At 65.8% G+C, this 22,837-nt stretch carries 23 protein-coding genes; 4 read left to right on the top strand and 19 right to left on the bottom strand.

Annotated elements, in window-relative coordinates:
* Nucleotides 1–429: 429 nt before the first annotated feature.
* Nucleotides 430–1,203, top strand: a complete 774-nt coding sequence (locus AX750_RS09995) for a substrate-binding domain-containing protein (RefSeq protein ID WP_066715990.1) — start codon at nt 430–432, stop codon at nt 1,201–1,203.
* Nucleotides 1,204–1,413: 210 nt separating this feature from the next.
* On the opposite strand, the gene AX750_RS10000 is transcribed toward AX750_RS09995, so the two are convergent.
* Nucleotides 1,414–2,301: a LysR family transcriptional regulator gene (locus AX750_RS10000; protein WP_066715992.1), complete on the bottom strand. Its 888-nt coding sequence runs from the start codon at nt 2,299–2,301 to the stop codon at nt 1,414–1,416.
* 88 nt (nt 2,302–2,389) lie between these two features.
* Between AX750_RS10000 and AX750_RS10005 the strand changes: the two genes are divergently transcribed.
* A complete protein-coding gene (locus AX750_RS10005; RefSeq protein WP_066715995.1) occupies nt 2,390–3,400 on the top strand; it encodes an NAD-dependent epimerase/dehydratase family protein in 1,011 nt (336 codons plus the stop codon).
* A 39-nt stretch (nt 3,401–3,439) separates the two neighbouring features.
* Complete coding sequence (locus AX750_RS10010) at nt 3,440–4,174, top strand: DUF4386 family protein (RefSeq protein WP_082734960.1); 735 nt, start codon at nt 3,440–3,442, stop codon at nt 4,172–4,174.
* A 166-nt stretch (nt 4,175–4,340) separates the two neighbouring features.
* Here the strand turns inward: AX750_RS10010 and AX750_RS10015 are convergent, their stop codons facing one another.
* From AX750_RS10015 to AX750_RS10025, 3 genes are read right to left on the bottom strand one after another with little or no spacing between them, the layout of a single operon-like run.
* Nucleotides 4,341–5,003, bottom strand: a complete 663-nt coding sequence (locus AX750_RS10015; RefSeq protein ID WP_082734961.1) for an SDR family NAD(P)-dependent oxidoreductase — start codon at nt 5,001–5,003, stop codon at nt 4,341–4,343.
* Nucleotides 5,004–5,048: 45 nt separating this feature from the next.
* Nucleotides 5,049–5,978 (bottom strand): MBL fold metallo-hydrolase, encoded by a 930-nt coding sequence (locus AX750_RS10020; RefSeq protein ID WP_066716003.1) that lies wholly within the window; start codon nt 5,976–5,978, stop codon nt 5,049–5,051.
* 10 nt (nt 5,979–5,988) lie between these two features.
* Nucleotides 5,989–6,429: an ester cyclase gene (locus AX750_RS10025; protein WP_066716005.1), complete on the bottom strand. Its 441-nt coding sequence runs from the start codon at nt 6,427–6,429 to the stop codon at nt 5,989–5,991.
* A gap of 73 nt (nt 6,430–6,502) precedes the next feature.
* On the opposite strand from AX750_RS10025, the gene AX750_RS10030 reads away from it, so the two are divergent.
* Complete coding sequence (locus AX750_RS10030) at nt 6,503–7,420, top strand: LysR family transcriptional regulator (RefSeq protein WP_156449774.1); 918 nt, start codon at nt 6,503–6,505, stop codon at nt 7,418–7,420.
* A 207-nt stretch (nt 7,421–7,627) separates the two neighbouring features.
* Here the strand turns inward: AX750_RS10030 and AX750_RS10035 are convergent, their stop codons facing one another.
* From AX750_RS10035 to AX750_RS10105, 15 genes are all read right to left on the bottom strand, one after another.
* Nucleotides 7,628–8,428 (bottom strand): alpha/beta hydrolase, encoded by an 801-nt coding sequence (locus AX750_RS10035; RefSeq protein ID WP_066716009.1) that lies wholly within the window; start codon nt 8,426–8,428, stop codon nt 7,628–7,630.
* 5 nt (nt 8,429–8,433) lie between these two features.
* Nucleotides 8,434–9,141: an ABC transporter ATP-binding protein gene (locus AX750_RS10040; RefSeq protein WP_066716011.1), complete on the bottom strand. Its 708-nt coding sequence runs from the start codon at nt 9,139–9,141 to the stop codon at nt 8,434–8,436.
* A 1-nt stretch (nt 9,142) separates the two neighbouring features.
* The gene (locus AX750_RS10045; RefSeq protein WP_066716013.1) at nt 9,143–9,883 is read right to left on the bottom strand and encodes an ABC transporter ATP-binding protein; all 741 of its coding nucleotides are present in this window, start codon (nt 9,881–9,883) and stop codon (nt 9,143–9,145) included.
* The gene (locus AX750_RS10050; RefSeq protein ID WP_082734962.1) at nt 9,883–10,935 is read right to left on the bottom strand and encodes a branched-chain amino acid ABC transporter permease; all 1,053 of its coding nucleotides are present in this window, start codon (nt 10,933–10,935) and stop codon (nt 9,883–9,885) included. Before AX750_RS10050 ends, AX750_RS10045 begins: the two co-directional genes overlap by 1 nt.
* Nucleotides 10,928–11,818: a branched-chain amino acid ABC transporter permease gene (locus tag AX750_RS10055; RefSeq protein ID WP_066716015.1), complete on the bottom strand. Its 891-nt coding sequence runs from the start codon at nt 11,816–11,818 to the stop codon at nt 10,928–10,930. Before AX750_RS10055 ends, AX750_RS10050 begins: the two co-directional genes overlap by 8 nt.
* A gap of 71 nt (nt 11,819–11,889) precedes the next feature.
* Nucleotides 11,890–13,071 carry an ABC transporter substrate-binding protein gene (locus tag AX750_RS10060; RefSeq protein WP_066716017.1) on the bottom strand — a complete coding sequence of 394 codons (1,182 nt, stop codon included), beginning with the start codon at nt 13,069–13,071 and terminating at the stop codon, nt 11,890–11,892.
* A 43-nt stretch (nt 13,072–13,114) separates the two neighbouring features.
* A complete protein-coding gene (locus AX750_RS10065) occupies nt 13,115–13,597 on the bottom strand; it encodes a PaaI family thioesterase (RefSeq protein ID WP_066716018.1) in 483 nt (160 codons plus the stop codon).
* 4 nt (nt 13,598–13,601) lie between these two features.
* Nucleotides 13,602–14,405, bottom strand: a complete 804-nt coding sequence (locus tag AX750_RS10070; protein ID WP_066716019.1) for an enoyl-CoA hydratase-related protein — start codon at nt 14,403–14,405, stop codon at nt 13,602–13,604.
* Nucleotides 14,406–14,443: 38 nt separating this feature from the next.
* A complete protein-coding gene (locus AX750_RS10075; RefSeq protein ID WP_066716020.1) occupies nt 14,444–15,988 on the bottom strand; it encodes an AMP-binding protein in 1,545 nt (514 codons plus the stop codon).
* On the bottom strand, nt 15,981–16,517 hold the full coding sequence (locus AX750_RS10080) for a (2Fe-2S)-binding protein (RefSeq protein ID WP_066716021.1): 537 nt from the start codon (nt 16,515–16,517) through the stop codon (nt 15,981–15,983). Before AX750_RS10080 ends, AX750_RS10075 begins: the two co-directional genes overlap by 8 nt.
* Nucleotides 16,505–17,332, bottom strand: a complete 828-nt coding sequence (locus AX750_RS10085) for an FAD binding domain-containing protein (RefSeq protein WP_066716023.1) — start codon at nt 17,330–17,332, stop codon at nt 16,505–16,507. The genes AX750_RS10080 and AX750_RS10085 overlap by 13 nt, the downstream gene beginning before the upstream one ends.
* Nucleotides 17,329–20,283, bottom strand: a complete 2,955-nt coding sequence (locus AX750_RS10090; protein WP_066716025.1) for a molybdopterin cofactor-binding domain-containing protein — start codon at nt 20,281–20,283, stop codon at nt 17,329–17,331. Before AX750_RS10090 ends, AX750_RS10085 begins: the two co-directional genes overlap by 4 nt.
* A gap of 185 nt (nt 20,284–20,468) precedes the next feature.
* Entirely contained in the window at nt 20,469–21,314 is an 846-nt protein-coding gene (locus tag AX750_RS10095) for an AraC family transcriptional regulator (protein ID WP_066716029.1), read from the bottom strand.
* 286 nt (nt 21,315–21,600) lie between these two features.
* Entirely contained in the window at nt 21,601–22,227 is a 627-nt protein-coding gene (locus AX750_RS10100; protein WP_066716031.1) for a tyrosine-type recombinase/integrase, read from the bottom strand.
* Between the two features lie 138 nt (nt 22,228–22,365).
* Complete coding sequence (locus AX750_RS10105) at nt 22,366–22,821, bottom strand: DUF305 domain-containing protein (protein ID WP_066716033.1); 456 nt, start codon at nt 22,819–22,821, stop codon at nt 22,366–22,368.
* Nucleotides 22,822–22,837 lie beyond the last annotated feature (16 nt).

The raw sequence follows: 22,837 nt of genomic DNA on the forward strand, positions 1-22,837 counted from the left end.
CTTCACCGAACGGGCGCCCGCCTATGCGATCTCGATCACCCAGCGGCATTGAGGCGGGCCTCACCCGCTGCCGGTAGTTCGCTCGGGCCGTTCCAAGGGGGCTTTGCTCGCGCTCGATTCAAGCGGCACGGCGCATGGCGTCTCGGTCCCGACCAGACACCGTTTTCGAGATCAGCTGCGCTCTAGGGTTCGCTGAAAGCGAAGGCGCCGAGAAGCTCTTCCAGCAATCGGGCAGGCGCAACATATCGCGCCTGCCCGGTTGCATCTCGCGTGGCAGAAGAGACCGCGGTCTTGAACCGGAGAGCGCCAGATGCAGACATTCGGGGCTTGCCCGGAAGCGGACTTGGCCGGTCCCGCACGTAAATTTGCCGTCCCTGCTCTTGCCTCTATTACATCCCGGCCGCAGCATCCAGCGAAGGAGGACAAGCAATGACCAAAGATCGCACCGCCTTTATCGCCGCAAGCGCGCTGCTTTGTGCCCAGCCCGCTTTTGCTGACGTGCATGTCATTAGCTCGGGCGGCTTCACCGCTGCCTATAAAGAGCTTGTCCCGGCCTGCGAGTTGAAGATCGGCCAGAAGGTTGTCAGCGCTTATGGCGCCTCGATGGGCGCGGCGCCCGATGCGATTCCCAATCGGCTCGCGCGCGGCGAGCCGGCCGATGTCGTAATCTTGGCCGGCGAAGCCTTCGACAAGCTGGTTGAGGACGGCAAGGGCATGGCCGGCACCCGCACCGATCTCGCGCGTTCGGCGATTGGCCTGTCGGTCAAGGCGGGAGCGCCAAAGCCCGACATCTCGACGGTCGAGGCGCTCAAGAAGACGCTGATGGAGGCCAAGTCGATCGCCTATTCGGCCAGTGCCAGCGGCACCTATTTGTCCGAGGAGCTTTTCCCGAAGCTTGATCCGAGCGGCAAGGTGATGGCCAAGGCAAGGAAGATATTCAGCGAACGCGTCGGCACCATCGTGGCCCGCGGCGAGGCGGAGCTCGGCTTTCAGCAAGTCAGCGAGCTTATCCCGATCGAAGGACTGGATTTCGTCGGCACGCTGCCCGAGGAGGTCCAGCGCGTCACGGTGTTCTCGGCCGGGCTCGCCGCCGGCGCCAAGGAAACCGAGGCCGCGAAGGCGCTCATCGCTTGTCTGGGCGGCGTGGATGCGGCGGAGACGATTCGAAAGACCGGCCTCGATCCGGTTTCGGCGAAGAGGTAACAGGCTTGCCCGTCGAGCTTCCCTATCTCCGCAGGAGCCGAGAAGGTCGCCATGGCAAATTCAATCTGCGAGCGGCGGCCTTTGCGACCACGGAGCGCCACAAGCCGACCTTGGCACTCCGCCGGGAACCAGACATTCATGCACAACGAGGTGTGACCCTTTCGGCTCGATCAGATGACTGTGACTTCTGCCTGCCGAGCGACCTTCGCCTCAACTAATCCAGCGTCGCAGGCCCTCCGCCAATGCTGCGAAGGCTAGCCTGACCGGTCGGTTGGCGCGCTGGTCCTCATGCATGACGAGCCAAACGTCCAGCTTGAAGGCAATTGCCGCCGGAAGGACCGGCCGAAGCTCAGGATGCCGTTCGGCCAGGCCAAGCTGAACCGCGCCAATTCCAAGCCCCGCGCGGACGGCGGCATATTGTGCCAAATCGCTGTCGGAGCGAAAGCTGAACAGTGATCGGTCCAGCGCGATCGTCCCTGCTGCCAGCGAGCGGGCGGAACGGTCCTCGCGGTCGAAGCCGACAATGTGGAAATTCTTCAGAGCCTCGATCGACTCGGGTATCCCGTAGCGAGCCAAGAAGCGCTCATGCGCGAACAGTCCGAGCCGAACCTCGCCGAGCCGTTGCGCCAACAGAGCCTCTTGCGTCGGCCGGTTCATCCGGACGGCGATATCAGCATCTCTGCGCAACAGGTCGTCGTTGCGATTGCTCAGCACGAGTTCGAGGTTGATCCCCGGTTGTTCCTCGCGGAACGCGGACAGGATCTCGGGGAGCACCTCCGCGCCCATGATTTCGCTGGCAGTGATCCGCACCGTCCCACCAGTGTCGCTGCGCGCTCCGTCCGCGTTCCGCTGGAGGCCCGCCGCCGCCGCCGCCATTGCTTCGGCTGACGCGACGAGCGTCATTGCGGCCGCTGTCGGCTGAAGGCCGCCTTGCGAGCGTGTGAAGAGAGACAGCCCGAGCGCTGTCTCCAGAGCCTCGATATGGCGCCCCATCGTCGGCTGCGTTGTGCCGAGAGCCCGCGCTGCGCCCGACAGACTGCCCTGCCGAAGAACAGCGAGGAAGGAGCGGTACAGGTCCCAACCGATCTCTTCAGTCATACGAAAACGTATAGCGGATCCACGAGTCTACGCAATTTCCGTTTGCCGTGGCCAGGGGCATCCTCCGCTCATCGCAATGGAGGTTCCCATGACCCTGCCTGCTTCGTCTTCGCGCATCGCACTCGTCCTCGGCATCACAGGCGGCCTCGGCCGTGCGCTCGCTGTTGCCCTTCACGGTCGCGGCTACATCATTCGCGCCTTGTCGCGCGATCCCGCAAAAGCCACCGCCTCAGCCCGGCTGCCCTTTGCCGTCGACTGGCGCCAAGGCGATGCCCTGGACCGCGGCGCGGTGCTCCGTGCCGCAGCCGGCACGGCCATCATCGCACACGCAGTCAATCCGCCAGGCTACGCTAAATGGCGTGAGAAGGCGGTGCCGATGCTGACCAACAGCATCGTGGCAGCCCAGCACTCCGGCGCGCGCATTCTTTTTCATGGGAACATCTACGCATTTGGCCCCGATGCCGGTGCGCTCATCGAGGAGGACAGCCCGCAGAACCCCCATACGGTCAAGGGCGCCGTTCGGATGGACATGGAGGCGATGCTGCGGCACGCCGCCGGCGATGGCGTCCGCTCGCTGATCGTTCGAGCTGGTGACTTCTTCGGTCCAGCTGTCCCGAGTTCCTGGTTTAGTCAGGCCGTGGTCAAGGGCGGACGCACCGCCAAAGTGATCCAGGATCTGGGCGCCTCCGGCGTCGGCCATACATGGGCCTATGTTCCTGACCTGGCCGAGACCTTCATGCGCCTTCTCGACCGGCAGGATCGGCTCGAAACCCACGACGTCTTTCACTTCCAAGGACACTGGGTCCCCGACGGCCGCGGCATGGCGGAAGCGATCCAGCGCGCACTCGGCGGCGCCGTTCCGATCCGACGGTTCTTCTGGCCGCAGATCTATCTGATCGCGCCGTTCATGACGTTCTTCCGCGAGTTGATCGAGATGCGTTGGCTCTGGCGCGAACCCGTCCGGCTCGACAATCGCAAGCTCGAAGCGGCGATCGGGCCGGAGCCGCATACGCCGCTCGTGCTCGCGATCGAAACGTCGCTCGGGCCCGCGCGGGTCCGCGCGCGCCCGATCTCCGCTGCCCGTGCGCGGGCCATCTGAACACGCTCCCACCACATTGAATTTTGAGAGGACATCGTCATGTCATCCCCTGCCGTTCCCGGCCTTGCTCTGCAAGGCGATGCCTCCGCTTCGTCCCAAAAGATCGCCAGAGCGGCGGCGGTTCTTGCTGCGCTTCAAACCGCACTCTTCCTCGTGCCAATGGCCATGCTCGGCCAAGCCATCGGCTGGCCGGCCTCTCTCAGGCTCCCGGCGACGGAAGCGCTGCCCTTGATTGCTGGTCAGGCGAACGCTGTTCTCATCGGCTATGGGGCTTACCTCATCGTCTCCTTGGCCCTGATACCACTCGCCCTCGTCTTGCGAGCTTGGCTCGCGGCGAAAGGGGTTATCGGCTGGCATTCGGATGCAGCCGCCTTCGTCGGTGCCGGCGCCGGCCTGTTCAAGATGCTTGGCATCGTGCGCTGGCTATCGGTGATGCCGATGCTCGCCGCCGAGTACAAAGCGGCTGATCAGTCGGCACGCCAGACGATCGAACTGGGCTACCGCACGATCAATGCCTATGCCGGAGCTGTCGGCGAACTCCTCGGTGTCCAGATCCTCAGCGGTATCTGGCTCGCCGCGATCGGCTTTGCCCTGAGGCAGGCAGGCAAGAGCTGGCTCGGCCTTGGCGGGATCGTTTTGGGTGCGATGTTCTTGGCCACGGCGCTGCGGGTCGCATTCCCGGTTGCCGCTCTGATCCAAAGTGCGGCCGTGCCCGTGGCGCTGGTCTGGTTTGTCGGGCTCGCGGTCATGCTCTGGCGTGACGGCCGTGCCTGAACCCTCGTGGCCAATGCTTGCTGAGCGAGCGCAGCTTTAGCAGCGTTCGCTCAGCGGCTCGGAGATCGGCTGACGTTTTCGTCCGGCATGCCGAAGACGGCCCCCCGTCGCGGAAATGCCGCTACACTCTCTTGATCCAATTGAGCCGAAGGTGCCTGACAGCACATCAGCCTCGGTAAACGCGCTCGATCTCCCAAGCACTCTGTGGCTGGTTATGAAGATCCCAGTAGTGACCCGCGATCAGGTCGGGGTCGAATGCCGTACCAGTGGCGACCTGGCCAGCGATGGTCACTGTGGCAACGTGGATACCGTCTGGTGCGAGCTCGGGAGCCATCGCATAGACCAGGCCCCGCAGGCCTGCCTTTCCCGCTGTCAGAGAGGCAACGCCAACGCCAGAGGCAGGATAGAGCGCGAGACCGCCGCCAGTGAAAAGCATCGTCCCTGAGCCTCGCGCACGCATGGCCGGATAGACGCTCTGAGCACAAACGAGGGCTCCGGTGACGGCCAGCGAGAGGTCTTGCGCAAAGTCCTGCGGCGCAAGCGACATCGTCGCCGCCTCCCGCCAGCGAGCGGCATTGTAGATCAGCACATCGGGAGCACCCGTTGCCGCCGCGACCTCCGTCAAAGCGCTCTGGATTGCCGACGGCTGAGAAAGATCGACCTCAAATCCGCGCGCGATGATGCCCTGGTCGGCAAAGCTGGTCACCGCCTCGTCCAGCGCGGCTCTGCCGCGCGCCAGCAGCGATATCGTATAACCTTCGCTGGCAAAGCGGCGAGCCAGTGCCGCTCCCATCCCTGGGCCATAGCCCGCAATGACAGCATGATTCATGATGCAAACCTGCGAGTTCGAGATTGGGTAAGGCCGCAGTCGACGTCAGCGCCTGGCGAGCTCTGCGGCCACCGCGTTGGCGTTGCGCTCGATGAGATCGGGAGGGGGTGCCACCTTCGGATAGCCAGGATAACGCGACTCTGTCTTGCTGCGGATCGCTGATAGGGCTTCGGGCGTCGGCTTTGCGGTTCCTATGGTGGCCATCACTTCGGCACGGAAGCTCTCAAGATAGGCCCGTTGTTCGTCGATCAACGCAACCATCGGCGCGGCGGAACCATGCCCTGGCAACGCGAGGTCAACGCTCGCATAGCGCTGTCTGGCTGCGGCCAGTTCTCCCAGCCAGGCCGTTGTGTGGCCATCGACCAACCAGGGTGTCACGCGGTTACCAACGAGATCAGCTGCAAACAGGATACCCTGGGCTTCTGCATGAAGCATGGTCATTCCAGCCGCCTCACAAGGGCCGAGCTGGTCAACCTGCCATTCGACGTCGGCCAGTCTCAGACGTTCGCCCGGGCGAAGAATGCGCGTCGGGATCGGAACCGCATCCGGCATCACAGGTCCGAAGAACCGCTTCATCTCGGCCATCATCGCGGCGCCATCGCGACGGATGGCAGCATGCGTCGTTTCGCTTGCAAGCAGAGCTGCGTCCGGGAAGGCATCTCGGACAACCTGAGCGCCGCCAACATGGTCGGGATGCTCATGTGAGAGCACAATCGCTTCGACGGGAAGATCCAAGCCGCGTGCCATAGCCACGAGCTGCCGCGCCTCCACGGCCGTCCGCTGGCAATCCAGGATCACCTGTGTTCGCGGGCCGATGAGGATGTACGAATTGACGGAAGCGTCGCCCGGTCGATCGAACTTCACGACACTGAGGGTCCCACCGGGCTGATAGGCCTGCGCACGCACGGGAAGAGGTAGCGACAACGCAGCGGCGCCCATCAGGAAAGCGCGGCGGGTCGGCGGTGAGATCATCATCGACAGGACCTCACTTCAAGATCAGGGGCGTCAGGACCGGTGCCATCAGCATCTCGAATTCGAGATTGGTCGCGCTGACGATGTTTTCAACGATCATTCCGTCGGTAACCCGGGCGACATGTGTCTCATCGAACAGGATGACGCGGTTCGTGGCGGCAACACCAAAGAACTCGCCTGCATGCCGTTGACGCGAATGAAAGCGCGTCACGACACGGGCTCCGTCTTGCGATACGAATTGGTCGATGATCTCAACTGGGCTTTCGGCCGGGAAGGCTGAGACGAACGCCGTGACGATGGCCTTGTATTCTTCTCGTCCGTCGATAGGGCCCATGGGCTTCAGGCCGGTGATGCCTTGCACTTTGGGGTGCAACGTGGCGTCGGCAACAGTGAGGTCGCCAGTACCAAGAAACTGCGTGATGAAGCGGGTGACGATCGCGGCTGGGTCGGACATGTCTCACCTCCTGCGTCAGATCACTTGGCGAACGCCGCCGCCCCCGTCTATGCCTCGACAGCGATAGTCGGTATTGCTGACAGCGATGACGCTGAACGGGATCGACCTCAACCTGCTTGTTGCGTTTGATGCGATCAGGGAAACCCGAAGCATCAGCCGGGCCGCGGCTCAGCTTGGCCTGCGGCAACCCGCTGTCAGCGGCGCGCTTGGACGACTGAGGAAGCTCTTTGGCGATGAGCTGTTCGTGCGCGCCGGTGGCGAAATGCAACCAACACCAAAAGCGCTGCAGATCGCACCAGCGGTTGCGACGGCATTGGCTCACCTTCGCCAAGCCCTGAACCCCAGCCTCGCCTTCGATCCGCGCGGGACAGCTCAAACCTTTACAATCGCCAGTACGGACTACACCACCACGGTTCTCCTGCCCCCGTTCCTGGCCATGATGGAAATCGAGGCGCCGGAGGCGAAGTTGCGCATCGTCGGCTATGATAAGGACGACATCGGCGCGCTTATCGACCGGGGCGTTATCGATCTGGCCCTCGGCGTATTCCAGAAGCCGCCCGAGCGCTCGGTTCGTCAACGTCTCTGCCAAGAGAACTTTGTCGGTGTAGCTCGCGCGGGACATCCTGCGCTTCAGGATGGCGGAATGACGCTCGATACCTACCTTCGACAGCGGCATGCCCTGGTTTCGATCCGTCGGGATGCCGTTGGCGAAATTGACCGCGTCCTCGCCGAGCGCGGCCTCGCGAGACAGATCGTGGTGACGCTTCCCCATATGATGGCGCTGCCTGCGCTGATCGCCTCAAGCAATTTCGTTACCGCCTTGCCAGGCAGGATCGCCGCAAAACTGACCCAGGTTGGTCTCGTCAGCTTTGCACTTCCACTGCCGATGCCGGCCTGGCGAATTGAAATGCTGTGGAACCCGCAGGCTCGTAATGACCAAGCTAATGCTTGGCTTCGTAGTCGGATCACCGCCGCAGCTATGCAGCTTTGAAGCTCCGCGCCAGAAGCCGACATTGGCACTCTGCCGATGAGCAGACGTTGGAACCGATGCCCACCGGCTCCGCATTCTCGATAAAGGCCAAGCATTACCTAACAGCAACCAGGTTCCGACCAGGGCTTTGAGCCAGATAAGTCCTCCCGCCTTCCAGCCGAAACCCTGGGACATGTTCAGCTGACGTCTCGATAGAGTTCCACCTGCTCAAGACACTGCATCGAACCAGCGCTTACCCGTCTGGCCCGGCCGCTGTCGCAGCAAGGTTGAGACCCAGCCGGGAATGCGGGTCTCCGCCCGGTGAGGCGCATGCCCGCAGCCAGGCAGGAGATGCGTCGTCACGGAGCCTGCCGCCGCATCATGCGCCAGCCTGACGTGCAGCTCGCTGCCGAAAGGGTCGGCGTCGCCCTGCAGCAGCAGGAGCGGCGCGCGGATCGCTGGCAGCAGCGGCGCGATTGTCCAGTTCGCGAATGAAGGCGAGAGCCAGATGTCGCTCCAGGCCCGGAAAGCGCAGTGCGGATCGTCATGGCTGCGGGCGAGCTTGCGGCGAAAGGCAGGGTCGGTCTCGAAACGTTGCGTCAGGGCGCGCGCCCCCTCTAGCGTGCGCAGCTCGACCATGACATGAGGCGCCTCGGCGATGACGGCCTCGACCAAATCGGGCCGGCGCGCAGCCGCGATCAGGGCTATCGTTGCCCCGTCGCTGTGTCCGTAGAGACACGCGCGAGCGAGCCCGAACGAGGCCATCAGCGCCGGCAGCGTGTCGCAGGCCTCGCGCTCCAGATAATCGACGCCCCTCGCCTCCCGGCCTGGCTCCGAGCGGCCGCAGCCGGCGCGCGAATAGGTCAGCACGCTGCGCCCCGTGGCCTGCCTGAGCGCTTCAGGAAACCTCTCCCAGCCATCGGCATGACCGAAACCGTGATGCAGCAGGATGATCGGGGTTCCTCCGACCTCAAGCTCACCGAAAAGCCGGTAGTGGAGCCAGTCTCCCCGGATGAAACGCCTCGGCATCGGGCTCACACGGCGATCAGCTTCAGCAGGCGTTCGCGATCGAACTCGTTCTCGGCCTCGCCGCTGAAGACGATCTGGCCGCGCTCGACGACATGGAAGCGGTCGGCCACCGAGAGCGCCTCGTGGATGTTCTGCTCGACGAGCAGGATGATCGCGCCCTGCTCGCGCAACTCCCGCACGATCGCGAAGATCTCCGCGACTATCATCGGCGCGAGGCCTTCGCTGGGCTCGTCGATGAGGACCAGGCGTGGCTTGCCGACCATGACGCGGGCCATGGCGAGCATCTGCTGCTCGCCACCGGACAGGGTCGTGCCGAGCTGGTGCCGGCGCTCGCCGAGCCTGTGGAAGCGGTCGTAGATCCCCTCGACCACGCGCTTCTCGTCGCGCGAGGAGCGGCCCTTCACCTGCAGCAACCCGAGCGAGAGGTTCTCCTCGACGGTCAGCCCCGGAAAGATGCGCCGGTCCTCCGGCACGAAGCCGACGCCGGCATGGCAGATGCGGTCGGGCGTCAGGCCGCCGAGCACCTCGCCGCCGAGACGGATCGCACCCTGGCTGGGCGTCACCCAGCCTGCGATCGTCTTCAGCAGCGTCGTTTTGCCGACGCCGTTGCGGCCGAAGATGCCGATGACCTCGCCCGGCGCGGCGCTGAGATCGATCCCCTGGATGACGTGGCTCAAGCCGTAATGGCTGTGCAGTCCGTTGATCTGGAGCATGTCAGTGATGTCCGAAATAGGCGGCCTGCACGGCGGGATCGGCGCGCACCATGTCGGGCGGGCCCTCGGCCAGCTTGCGGCCCTGATGCATCACGACGACATGGTCGGACAGGCTCATCACAAGGCCTATATCGTGCTCGATCAGGAGCACGGTGACGTCCTGCGTCAGGCTGCGGACGAGCCTGGCCGTATCGGCGGTGTCGCCATGGCTCATCCCCTGCGTCGGCTCGTCGAGCAGCAGGATCTTGGGCTCGGAGGCGAGGCACACCGCGATCTCGAGGCGACGCTGGTCGCCATGGGAGAGGTTTCCGGCCAGTTCATCGCGCTTGTGGGCGAGCTGGAAGCGCTCCAGCATCTGGTCGGTCTTGGCCATGGCGCGCTGCGAACGGCGGATCGGCAGGAAGGCGCGACCGGCCGGCTCCAGCACCTGCGCGGCGAGCCTGAGATTTTCCGCGACGGTGAGGTCCGGAAACAGGCTGGTGATCTGGAAGGAGCGCGAGAGGCCGGCCGCCTTGGTACGCTCGGGGGGGGCCCCGGTCATGTCGATGCCGTCGATCATGACCTGTCCGCGATGCGGCCTCAAGGCCCCGCTGATCAGATTGAACAGCGTTGACTTGCCGGCGCCGTTGGGGCCGATCACGGTCGTGATCTTGTGCCGCTGCGCCTGGAAGCTGACCTGATCGACGGCCTTGAGGCCGCCGAAGGCGATGCCGAGATCGCGGATGTCTAGGACGGGCGTCATCACGATGCGCTCCTGGATTTGACGACAGCTGGCGACAGGTTCGCAGGTTCGGCAAGCGCCGGCCGGGCTTGCGGCCGGCGCATCAGCAGCGCCTCGATGCGCGGTCTGACGAAACCGATCAGTCCCTTGGGCAGGAACATCACGCAGACCATGAAAAGCGCACCGATCACGATGAGATGGTGCTCCGTCCAGCTCCCGATGATCGATTTCAGGATCACCAGAAGAACCGAGCCGTAGATCGCGCCGATCAGCGTGCCGACGCCGCCGAGGATGACCGAGATCACGGCGTTGCCCGAGGTCGCGAAGAACATCAGCTCCGGCGAGACGAAGCCGCGCAGCATCGGGTAGAGTGCGCCCGACAGCCCCGCGATCAGCCCGGCCAGGACGTAGGCAGCCATGCGCGCGCGCCAGACCGAGTAGCCGAGGAAGGGCACACGCTTCTCATTGGCCTTCAGCGCCGTCAGTACGCGCCCGAAAGGGGTGTCGAGCAGATAGGCGGTCAGCGCGTAGAGCACCATGATGATGGCGAGCACGACGAGGAAGAAGCCGACCGGGCTGCCAGCCGAGACCGAAAACGGCCCGAACCCGATCTCGATCACCGGAATGCCGATCATGCCGTCCGAGGCGCCCAGCTCACGGGTGTTGTAGACGATCTTGGCGAAGACCTGCGCCAGGCCGAAGGTGATGAGCGCAAAATAGACGCCGCGCACCCGGTTGGCGATCAATCCGCCGATGATGGCGGCGATCAGCGAGGCCGCGAAGGCCGCGCCCATGGCGAGCCAGAAGGACGGGATCTTCATCAGTGTCAGCGCCGAGACATAGGCGCCGATGCCGAAATACAGCGCCTGGCCCAGCGAGAGCGCGCCGGAATAGCCCAGCAGAAGATCGACCGACAGCGCGAGGCCGGCGAAGATCAGCGCCTCTGTGCCGAGCCGAAGATAGAACGTGTCGCCGGTGACGGCGCCGATGGCAGCGAGGCCCAGAGAGGCGAGCACGAAGAGCAGCGCGAGCAGATGGCTCGCCCGCATGGATTGCGTCAGCCGGTCATGCATGGCCAAGCCTCCCGAACAGGCCCTGCGGGCGAAAAACCAGAAAGGCGACCATGGTCCCGAAGACGATCGGGTCGGTCCAGACCGGCGAGATCACGAGGCTCGCCAGCGCCTGAACCTGCGTCAGCAGGAGCCCTGCGACGACCGCGCCCCAGATCGAGCCCATGCCGCCGACGATGACGACCGTGAAGGCGAGCAGGATGAAGTCGCGCCCCATGGTCGGGAACACCGAATAGATCGGCGCGAGCAGGACGCCGGCGAGGCCGGCCAGGCCGACGCCGAAGGCGAAGGTGCCGGCATAGACCAGCGAGACGGGCACGCCGAGGGAAGCCGCCATGTTGCGGTCGAAGGCCGCCGCCCGGACCATCGCGCCCAGCCGCGTCCGGTAGACGACATAAGCCACGGCCAGCACGATCGCCGCGCCCACGAGGATCAGGAACAGCCGGTAATTGGGCAGGATGATCCCGAAGATCTCGCTTGCGCCCGAAATCGGCGTCGGCGGGCGGTGCGTGTTGGCCCCGAAGATGATCTTCAGCACGTCCTCGACGATGAGCCCGAGGCCGAAGGTCACGAGCAGCGTCGTGACGTGCCGGTCCTTGCTGCCGAAGACCGGCCGGATCAGCAGGCGCTCCGCCGCCATGCCGAGCGGGATCATCAGGATCGGCACCAGCACGAGCAGGAACCAGAAGCCGATGCCGGCCGCAGCCAGCGCCAGCGCTGCATAGGCCCCGATCGCGTAGAACTCGCCATGGCTCATGTTGATGACGTCGAGCATGCCGAAGATGATGGTCAGCCCCAGCGCCACGAGCACGACCGCGACCCCGAGCGCGAGCCCGTTCACGACCTGCGGGGCCAGGACGAATTGTAGGTAGTCGACAGGAGTCATGGCGGTGCCTCTCCGCGGGACGGCGCAGGAGCCCCCTCTCCGCCAGGGAGAGGGGGACTTGGTCGCGGCGCTCAGAAGCGCGTGCAGGCGTCGGGGCCGATCGCGTTCTCGGCGGAGACGTTGTCGATGATGTCGAACTTGCCCTTGGTAACGCGCACCACATACATCGGCTGCATCGCCTGGTGGTCGCCGGGGCGGATCGTCTTGGTCCCTTGCGGTGTCTGCCAAGTCAGTCCGCGCAGCGCCTCGCGGACTTTGTCGGTCTCGGTCGAGCCGGCCTTCTCGACGGCCGCCTTGTAGGCGAAGAGCACGCCATAGCTGTCGGCGCCGTAGAGATCGGGATCGGTCTTGTTGGCCGCGCGGAAGGCATCGACGAACTTTTTGTTCTCGGGGCGGTCGATCTGCGGCGAATAGCCGACGCCGGTGGCGAAGCCCTCAGCCGCCGCGCCGATCGCGGTGATGTTCTGCGAGGTCACGGTGCCGGACGCGCCGACCACGGTGAGGCCCGAGAGCAGACCGAAATCCTGGAGCTGCGTCAGCAGCCGCACCGTGTCGTTGCCGGCGACGGAGGTGTAGAGCACCTGTGGGCGGGTCGCGCGGATCTGGCCGAAATACTGGGTGTAGTCCTTGGAATCGAGCGGTGCGAAGACCTCGCCGCCGGTCGCCGAGCCGGTCTTCTCCGCACTGCTTTTGAAGGCGGCGACGGTCGAGCGGCCCATCTCGTAGTCCGGCCCGAGATAATAGACCTTCGCCTTGGGCTTCTCCTTGGCGAGCCATGCGGCGAGAGCCACCGACTGCTGCTCGGCGCGCGCGTTCACGCGGAACATGTTGGGCGAGCATTTGTCGCCCGTAATCGAGTCGGCGAAGGACACCGTCGTCGCCGCCAGCTTATTGTTGCGCTCGGCGAGCTGGGCGACGGCGAGCGTCGAGCCCGAGTTCACGGTTCCGGTCAGGAAATCGACCTTCTCGACCTGGAACAGCTTCTCGGCCTTCTGCACGGCGACGGCGGGGTTTGCCTCTTCGTCCTCGAAGACGAGCGCGACCTGGCGGCCCGCGACGCCGCCGGCCGCGTTGATCTCCTTGGCGGCCAGTTCGAGACCCCAGCGGACCTGCTGGCCGATCGGGGTGTAGGTGCCCGAGAGCGGGGTGACGACGCCGATCTTGATCGGGCCGCTCTGGGCGAGCGCGCCGCCCGAAAGGGCGGTGACGGCTATGAGGCTTCCGGCAAGGGCTGAAAGGATTGCGGTCTTCATGGTCGTTTCCCTCTTTTTTATGGTTTGTTGTGGTGTGGAAGGCTCAGGCTGCCGCGCGGACGCCTTGTCCCGCGCGGATCTTGATGGCCGTGGTCAGCCGGGCGACGCAGACCAGCCGCTCGTCGCCGGCGACCTGGATGCGGATTTCCCACTCATGGGTCTGGCGGCCGAGGTTGAGCGGCCGCGCCGTGGCCTGCACCGTCTCGCCGACACCCACTGGCCTGCAATGATTGGCCTTGATGTCGAGCCCGCTGACGACGTGCGTCCGCGCTTCGACCGCCATCCGACTCGCCAGCGTGCCGATGGCTTCGGCCAGCGCCAACGCGACGCCCGCATGCGCCGTCGCAGGACGGATGGTCAGTTCAGCCGTCAGCCAGTCCGCCCCGAGCTCGACGAAGCGGACGCCGAGTTGTTCGATGAAGCTCCCGCGCGCCAGCCGCGCCAGATCGTCGAGCGACCACGCGTTCTTCCAGCAGGCGTTCTCGCGGCAGGCGCTCTCGTGGAAAATCTCGGGGAGGTCCGGCATGGGCTCAGCTCCCGACGAATTTTGGCGCGCGCTTGGCATGGAAGGCCTCGACGCCCTCGCGGAAATCGTCGGACTGGCGGAGGCGGCTGTAGCAATGCCCCTCCAGCTCGATCGCGATCGACAGCGAGGCGTCCTCGGTGTCGTTGAGCAGCTTCTTGGCGGTGCGCTGCGCCATCGGCGAGAAGCCGCGCAACTCGTCCACCAGCCGGTCGGTCGCGGCCTCCAGCTCGGAATCGGGCACGCATTCGGTGGCGATGCCCCAGTCCAGCGCCTGCGGACCCGGGATGCGCTTCGAGCGCATCACGATGTCCTTGGTGCGGGTGATGCCAACGATCTTCTGCAGGCGGGCCGATCCGCCCGAGCCTGGGATCTGGCCGAGTTTCTGCTCGGGCAGCGCGTATTGGGCGGTCTCCGAGACGATGCGGAAATCGCAGGCCAGCGAAATCTCGAAGCCGACGCCGAAGGCGTAGCCGCGATTGGCGACGATGACCGGCTTGGCGCAGCGCGCTGGCGCGGCGATGTTCCAGGCGAGCTTCGAGACATGCTCTGGCGAGGCCTCGAGGAAGCCCTTGATGTAGCCGCCGGAGGAGAAATGCTCGCCTATTGCGCGAAGCACGATGACGCGAACGCGGTCGTCCTCGTCGAGCGCCTCGAAGACCTTCCGCAACTGGTCGCGCTGCGGCATCGAGATGACGTTCATCGGCGGCCGGTTCAGGATGATGTCGGCGCGCTCGCGGGCGGCGTCGATCTCGACGCTGAATCCGTCGAGTTCGGTCAGGGCGGGGTGAATGGGAGTAATGGCGTTCATCGGCTCTGGCCTTTCAGTCGTGATGGGTGATGCGGTGGTCATTCGGCTGCGATATCGGGCCGTTCGGGCTCGTACTCGCCGGCCACGAGCTGGCGGCGCAGCAGCTTGCCGACGGGCGATTTAGGGATAGCCTTGACGAATTCGAAGCGGCGCGGGCGCTTGAAGTTGGCGAGGCCCGTCGCCTTGCAATGGGCGTCAAGATCTTCGGCGGTGACCGCGCCGGCGCGCTGTACGAACGCGACGACGATCTTGCCCCAACGTTCGTCGGGCAGGCCGACGACGGCGACCTCGAAGACGCCGGGATGCAGGGACAGGCAGCTCTCGATCTCGACCGGCGAGACGTTCTCGCCGCCGGTGATGATCATGTCGTCGACGCGGCCGGAGACGAAGAGGTCGCCGTCCGGATCGAAATATCCAGTGTCGCCGGTGAAGTACCAGCCGTCACGCAGCGATCTGGCGTCGGCTTCGGGGCGTCTCCAGTAGCCCTCGAACGCCTCATCGCTCGATGCGAGCGCGACGATCTCGCCCTCCTCGCCCGGCGCTGCAAGGTCCTGGGCAGAGGCGGCTCCGAGCTTCACCACCCGGATGAGCTGGTTGAGGCCGGCCTTGCCGGCGCAGCCGGGCTTGAGCGCCGCCTTCTGGTTGACCGTGAAGGTGTAAATCTCCGACGAGCCGTAATGGTTGACGAAGAGTTCCGGTCTGAAGGCCTCGGTCAGCTTGCCGAGCAGCCCGTCGGTCATCGGCGCGCCGGCGAAACCGAGCTTTCGCACGCTGGAGACGTCGGTTCGCGCGAAATCCGGGTGATGGACGACGTCGTGATAGAGCGTCGGCACCAGATAGAGGTTGCTGACCTTCTCGGCCGCGATCAGTTCGAGAGCCCGCGCCACATCGAAGCGCGGCAGGCAGATGAAGGCTCCGCCGATTAGCGACATCGCCAGCAGCGAGCGCACGCCCATCGTATGATAGAGCGGCATCACGCCGAGCGTGCGCTCGCCTTGGCCGTAGAGGTTCTGTACGACATGGGCGAGCGCCGCCATGCGTTCGGCCCGGTGGCGACGCGGCACGCCCTTGGGCTTGGCCGTGGTGCCCGAGGTGTAGAGCATCAGGGACCAGGCGTCGGCGGCCACACGTGGCGTCGCGACAGGGGCTGGCAGGGCGACCATCTCCGCGAAGGTGAGCTCGGCTGCGCCTGCGTTGGGACCGAGCGCGATGCGGGGGATTGAGCGCGCCAATTCGCTCAGTGCGGTAGCTTGGCCCGATACCTCTTCGAAGGCGATCGCCTTAGCTCCGCAATCGCCGAGCACGAAATCAATCTCGTCGGGCTTGGCGCGCCAGTTGATCGGCACGATCGTCAGGCCGGCGAGCTGGCAGGCCCAGTGCAGGCTCGCCGCCTCCCAGCGATTCTGGAGCACGGTGACGAGATGGTCGCCGGCCTTCAAGCCCATGCCGTCGAAGGCGGCGACGAGCGAAGAAATCCTGTCGAACCACTGCGCATAGGTCAGGCGAAGATCGCCGTCGACGATGGCGAGCGCATCGGGGTCGCGCGCCACGCTCGCGACGAAGCTGGTGCCGAGGTCAAACATGGGCAGACTCCCGATCCGGTGGCTGCGATGCGGGCTCGCCCCGCAGGCTGGCGGCCGCCTCGAGCGCCGCCCTGATGATCGGCGTGTAGCCGGTGCAGCGGCACAGATGCCCGCCCACGACCTCGCGCAAATCCTGCTCGCTCGGCGCGGGCTCCTCGCGCAGATAGGCGTCGAGCGAGACCAGGATGCCGGCCGTACAGAAGCCGCATTGCAGCGCGTGATGGCGACGGAAGGCGGCCTGCATCACAGAGAGCCGGTCGCGCTCCGGCGCGAGCCCCTCGACCGTGGCGACATCCCTGCCTTCGAGCTGGACCGCGAGCGTCAGGCAGGCGCGGGCAGGCTGGCCGTCGATCTGGATCGTGCAGGCACCGCAAACGCCATGCTCGCAGCCGACATGAGTTCCGGTCGCACCGAGCCCGTGGCGCAGCGCGTCGGTGGCGAGCAGACGCGGCTCGGCCTCAAGCGAGACCGGCCGACCGTTGAGGGTGAAGGCGACGCGGTGGCGCGTCGCGGCGTTCAGGCGAGGCATCGCTGGGCCTCCCCGATCGTAGACAGGCCGAGCGAGCGCACGAGGTCGCGCCGCAACCGGGCGGTCGCGTGGAAATCGTCGCGGGCTTCGAGATCCCAGGCGAAGGCGTTTAGCGCATCCGTCAGGGCCGAGCCCTGCAGGGGCGGGAAGCTGCGGCGCTGCGGCTTGTCGGCGACGCCTGCGACCGCGAGATGGATGGCATGGCGCTTGACCACCGCCGCGCAGCCGACGATGGCGAAATCGCCATGGCGGCGCGCGACCTCGCGGAAGGCGTAGCCGGTTCCGGCCATCGCGGCCGGGAAGGCGACGGCCTCGATCAGTTCGTCATCGGCCTTGTCCGTCACCATCATAGCGCCGAAGAAGTCGGCGGCTCTAACGCTGCGCCGCCTGCGGCGCGAGCGGAGCCTGACCTCGCCATCGAGTGCGACGAGGCAGAGCGGGATTTCGGCGCTCGGATCGGCATGGGCGGCCGAGCCGCAGACTGTGCCGCGTGCACGCGTCTGGTAATGCCCGAGCCAGGGCAGCGCCGCCGCCAGCAGCGGCTGTTCGTCGGCAAGGCCGGGGCGCTTCATAAGCGCCGCCTGGCGCACGCCCGCCGGTACGACGATCAAGTCGCCCTCGCGCTCGACCCGGTCGAGCCCCGCAATGCCCATGATGTCTATCAGCACCGCCGGCTTCGCCAGCCGCATGTTCAGCATCGGCAGCAGCGACTGGCCGCCGGCGATGATGCGGGCGTCGGCGCCATGCCGTGCCAGCGCATCGAGCGCCTCGGAAAGGTCGCCGGCGCGGACATAGTCGAAGGCTGCGGGCTTCATGGCCGCCTCCCGAGCAGGCGGCCGATGAAGCCGGGACGCGGCGGCGACGCCCTGCGCGCCAGCGCCGCGAAGAATTGCCCGATGATGGCCCTGGCCGCGCCGTCGAGCAGCCGTCCGCCGATCGCGGCCACCTTGCCGCCGACCGCGGCCTCATAGGTGTAGGCGATGAGCGTGCCGCCCTCGCCTGCCGGCGTCAGCGTAACGCGGCCGGAGCCTCCGCCTGTTCCGAGCGCCCCCGAGACGGAGCCGGACAGGGTCGCGGCGCGGGGCGCATCGAGATCAGAGAGCCTGATCTGAGCTTTGTAGCGACCCTTGACCGGGCCGACGCCGAGCGTCACATCCGCCTTGAAATGCGTCTCCGAGAGCTTGTCGACGCCGTGGCAGCCGGGGATGATCGAAGCGAGCGTGTCGACATCGAGCAGCATCGCCCAGACCGCGTCCGGCGTTGCCGCGACGTTGGCCTGCCCCTGGCCGCGCAGCGCGCGATCGCCCGGCTTGGCGGTGCCCGGCTGCAAACCCCGGTCGCGGTGGCCCTCCGGCCGCGCGGGCTCGGCGGCGGCGACTAGCGCAGCGACGCGCGCAGGGGTCAACGGCAGGTCGAGCTGCGCCACCCCGAGCGCGTCGGCGACCGCATTGGCGAGGCAGACCGGCGTCGACATGCAATTGCCTTCGCCGACGCCCTTTGCTCCGAGCGGCGTGAAGGGCGACGGCGTCTCGATGTGCAGGATCTCGACATCGGGCGTCTCGGTCGCCGTCGGCAGCAGGTAGTCGGCGAAGGTTCCGGTCAAGAACGCGCCGTCATCGGCATAGGCGAGTTCCTCGAAGAAGGTCGCGCCCAGCGCCTGCGCGAAGCCGCCCCTGATCTGACCCTCGACCATGCCGGGATGCAGCACGCGGCCGCAGTCGTGCATTGTGACGTAGCGGTCGATCCGGACCTTGCCGGTTTCGACATCGACCTCGACGCCGGCCATGTCGAAGATGAAGCCGTGGCAGAGCGAGGAATTGACCGTGTCATCCTCGCCAGGCGCGGACAGTTCGGGCGGCGTCCAGAAAGCTGTTTCGCGAATCGCCTGATCGACTCCGGCGGGCAGCAGGCCCGGCGACCAATGCGACAGCGCCGCTATGCGACCGAAGGGCAGCGTCCTGGCCGCGTCGCCCTTGGCGAACACCGCGCCGCCGGCAAAGCCGATCTGCGCGGGCGCGACGCCGAGCTGGCTGGCGGCGATGGCGGCGAGCTTGTCGCGCAGGCGCGTCGCCGCCAGATGCGCTGCGCCGGCGACGGCGGCGGCGAAGCGGCTGGAATAATTGCCCGAGGCGATCGACCATGCGTCCTTGCCCGTGTCGAGATCGACGACGACGCGGACTGCCTCGCATGGCAGGCCGAACACGTCCGCGACGACCTGCGCCAGCACCGTGCGGTGACCCTGCCCCTGCGGCACGGATGCGACATGGACGCCGACCGAGCCGACCGGATCGAGCGTGACGGTGGCTGTCGCCTGCGCGCCGTTCTTGGGCCCGGCCTTCTTTCGCTCGGCGGAGGTCAGGACAGTGGTGATGTAGCCCATGTTCGAGACGCTCGGCTCAACGACGGCCGCAAAACCGATGCCGTAGCGCCTGCCAGCAACGCGGGCGGCGTCGCGCCGGGCTTCGAGATCGGCGAGACGGCCCTCGGCCAGGGTCAATTCGAAGGCCTTTACATAGTCGCCGGAATCGTAGAGCGCGCCCGAGGCGGTGCGGTAGGGAAACGCCCGCGCCGGGATCAGGTTGGCCCGGATCACTGCCAGCGGATCGAGGTCGAGCTCGACCGCGATGCGCTGCATCAGCCGTTCGAGGGCGTAATAGACCTGCGGGCCGCCAAAGCCGCGCACGAGGCCGGTCGGGGCCTTGTTGGTTAGCACGACGCGGTTGCGGATCGCGAGGTTCGCGATGTTGTAGGCCCCGGTCATGTTACCATGCATGCGGTATAGCGTGGCCGGCTCCGGCGCGCGCGGATAGGCCCCGCAATCCTCGACCTGGTCCCAGTCTAGCGCGGTGATGCGGCCCGCTGCCGTCACCGCGGCCTTGAGCGTGGTGACGCGGTTGGTGGCGGCCACCGCCGCGCCCAGATGCTCAAGCCGGTCCTCGATCCATTTGACCGGCGCGCCAGCGATGCGCGCGGCGACGCCGATCAGCACCGCATAGGGCGCAACGCCCTGCTTGACGCCGAAGCTGCCGCCCGATTCCGGCGGCATGCGCAGCCGCAGCCGATTGCCGGGCACCTTCAAGCAGCGGGCCAGCACCGCATGGATGCTGAACGGCCCCTGGAAATTGGCCAGGATGTCGTAGGCGTCCTCATGGGGATCGTATTCGGCGACGACCCCGAACGTTTCCATCGGCGCGCCGGTGTTGCGCGGATAGGCGATCGTCACCTCGACCCGATGCTCGGCGTCTGCGAAAGCGGACTCGGGATCGCCGTAGCGAAAGCGACGGTCGCTAACGAGGTTGCCGCCGGCGTTGTCGTGCAGCACCGGCGCATCGGATTTCAGGCTCGCGCAGGGATCGACGGCGCATGGTAGCGGGCCGTATTCGACCTCGATCGCGTCCAGCGCGTCCTCGGCAAGGTAGCGGTCCGCCGCGACGACGATGGCGACCGGCTCGCCGACATAGCGTACCCGCTCGACTGCCATGGGCCAGTTCTCGACCGCGACCTTGAGGCCGGCGACCATCGGCGTCGTCAGCTTCGCCAAGTCGCGACCTGTGACGACCGCCGCGACGCCCGGCATGACGGCAGCCGCCGAAACTTCGACGGCCAGGATATCAGCGTGGGCGTGCGGCGAGCGCAGGATGGCGGCGTGGAGCGTGCCGGGTCTGACGCCAAGATCGTCGATGAACCGCCCGCGACCGGTCAGCAGGGCCGCGTCCTCGACGCGCTCCAGCGATTGTCCCGTCCACGAAATGGTTTCGATCTTCACCTGAGCCTGCTCCCGACGACGCGCTCTGACGGGCGTCTGGGGCAGAAGGCTCTCCGATCAGGGGATGGGGCGCGATCCCGCTGGGTCTCGCATCTTACCGAAAAGTCTCAAAATTGATGGGCAGCCGCAGCTGTCAGTCGGCGCTCGTGTGATGAACACGGCGCTTCGGCGAGCGACTGCCATCGTTACCGGCCCAGCCGCGCCACCTGACGGAACTCGCTGGGCGCGACGCTGCAATGGTCGCGGAAGAAGCGGCTAAAATGGGCCGGCGCGCTGAAGCCGAGCCGGTGGCTCATCACCGCGAAGGTCTCGTCGCCCTCGACGATCGCACCGACGGCGATTTCGACCTTGAGCACGTTCAGAAAGACATGCGGCGTGACGCCGGTCGATTGCTCGAACCGGCGGAAGAAATGCGCCCGCGAGAGACCCGCCGACTTCGCCAGGTTCTCGATGCTGAACGGGGCAGCCGGATTCGTGCGCATCAGGGAGATGGCACGCCCCACCCGCCAGTCGATCGCGTTCGAGCGGGCGATTTCGCGCAGCGATGCGCCGATCGTCCGCCAGGGCGTAAAGCGCTCGATCACGGCGATCATCAGTTCGGACAGCAAATGCTCCTGCCGGCGCGAGGCGCCGGGCTCGTGCACCATCTCGGCTGCGAGATCGAGCGCGGTCTGCCGGATATGAGCGGTGACCTCGCCTGCCGACTGCTCGAAGAAGCCTGGCGCGCCGCTGGCGGCCCAGTTCGGCCGGAAGCTGCGCAGCCAGTCGGGCTCGATGTAAAGCGCCAGGATCAGCGCGTTCTTGCGCCTGGGGTCATGGATATAGGCATGCGGCTCCCAAGCGTTGACCAGCACGGCGAGATCGTCGGTCAGCGGGGCGACATCGTCTCCGACGAGAAACTGCGTGTCGTCGCCATCGACTTTGAGCAGCACATGGCAATGCGGATGCGCGTGCCGGACTAGGCTTCGGTCCATGTCCAGCAGCGCCACCCGTCCGAAGGCACCATGCGCGATGCGCAAGGCATCCGACATGCCGTTTCCTCGCCAAGCCTGATTTCAGGTCATCGTTTCTCAGGTTGTAATGTATGGGGCGGGTCCCGGCGTCCGCAAGTGGCCGTCGGTCGTCGGATACGGCGTCGCTCGGCCCGGGTCGAAACCGGTCCCAACCTGCGGCGTCGCGCATCAATGCGCCACTTCCTGACATTCATGCTTTGCCAAGAAGCAGACCTTCAGTGCGCCGCGAGCATCCTTCTTTGTGGCGGAGATGCCTGAATTTTTGGTCCGCTCCGGCGCGGCGGGAGCCGCCGCGCCGTCTCAATCAGATATCTGTTTGCTCAGACAACATCAGAGCATCATCGACTTCGATGCCGAGGTAACGGACTGTGCTCTCCAGCTTGGAATGGCCGAGCAGAAGCTGGCAGGCTCGCAGATTTCCGGTTCGCTTGTAGATGAGTGCGACTTTGGTGCGCCTGAGGCTGTGCGTGCCGTAAAGGGCAGGGTCGAGGCCGATCAGCGAAACCCAGTCATCGAGCAGGCGTCCATATTGGCGGGTCGTGACATGCTCGCCTTTATGGCTACGGCTGGGAAACAGCCAGTCGGCATCGATGGATGGTCGTCGCCGAAGCCAAGCGGTCAGCGCTTCGCGCGTCGGATCAGTCAGTTCGAAAGGCACCGGTCGGCCCGTCTTCTGCAGGATGATCGAAGTCCGCAGCCTCACCGTGCCGCCGAGGACAACATCGCTGATCCGAAGGCGAACGAGATCGCAACCGCGCAGCTTGCTGTCGATCGCGAGGTTGAACATGGCGAGATCGCGTACGCGATGATCGTGCTGAAGCCGCGTTCGGATTGCCCAGATGTGCCGCGGGTTCAGCGGAGGCTTGGGACCAATCAGGCGTCCTGTGTTCCAGGCGGGACGTTGAGTGACGTTCTGCTGCTCAATCGACATTTTGCATCCTCCTTAGGAGGCCGCATCCAGCCGCACTCTAACACCACTCGATGACTGGCGGCGCCAAACAGCAGGCTGATCGCGAACCGCCGCTATAGGACCGCAGCCCGGATCAGCCCCCACCAGGCATGCCCTCGCTCACTTCGGAGCATTCTTGCTGAGCCACTCTCGCATCTCGGCGATCTCGCGCTCCTGGTCTTTGATGATCTGCGCGGCGAGAGACTTCGTCGTCTCGTCCTTGGCGTGAGCCAGCGCGACCTTGGCCATGTCAATCGCGCCCTGATGATGCGGGATCATCTTGGTGCGGAAGTCGATGTCGGGATTGCCGGTGTAGGGCACGGCCATATCGTGCATCATCTTCATGTCGGCGCTCTTGAAGTCCTTGGTCGAGGCCGCGTCGCCGGGCGAAGGCATCATGGTCTTCATCATGGTCTGCATGGATTCCATGCTCATGGCGCCGGCGCCCGTCTGGCCTTTCGGCGCACCGGTAGCGGCCGGCGCGCCATGGCTGCCATGCCCCTGATGCGAGGATTGAGCGGCCGCGGGCAAGGCGAGCATCAGGAGGATCAGCGCGGTCGGGATCGAGCGTGTCATCGGTAGGTCCTTTCTT

Origin of the sequence: Methylobacterium sp. CCH7-A2 (genome assembly GCF_001557075.1) — a bacterium.
Classification (GTDB): domain Bacteria; phylum Pseudomonadota; class Alphaproteobacteria; order Rhizobiales; family Beijerinckiaceae; genus Allobosea; species Allobosea massiliensis.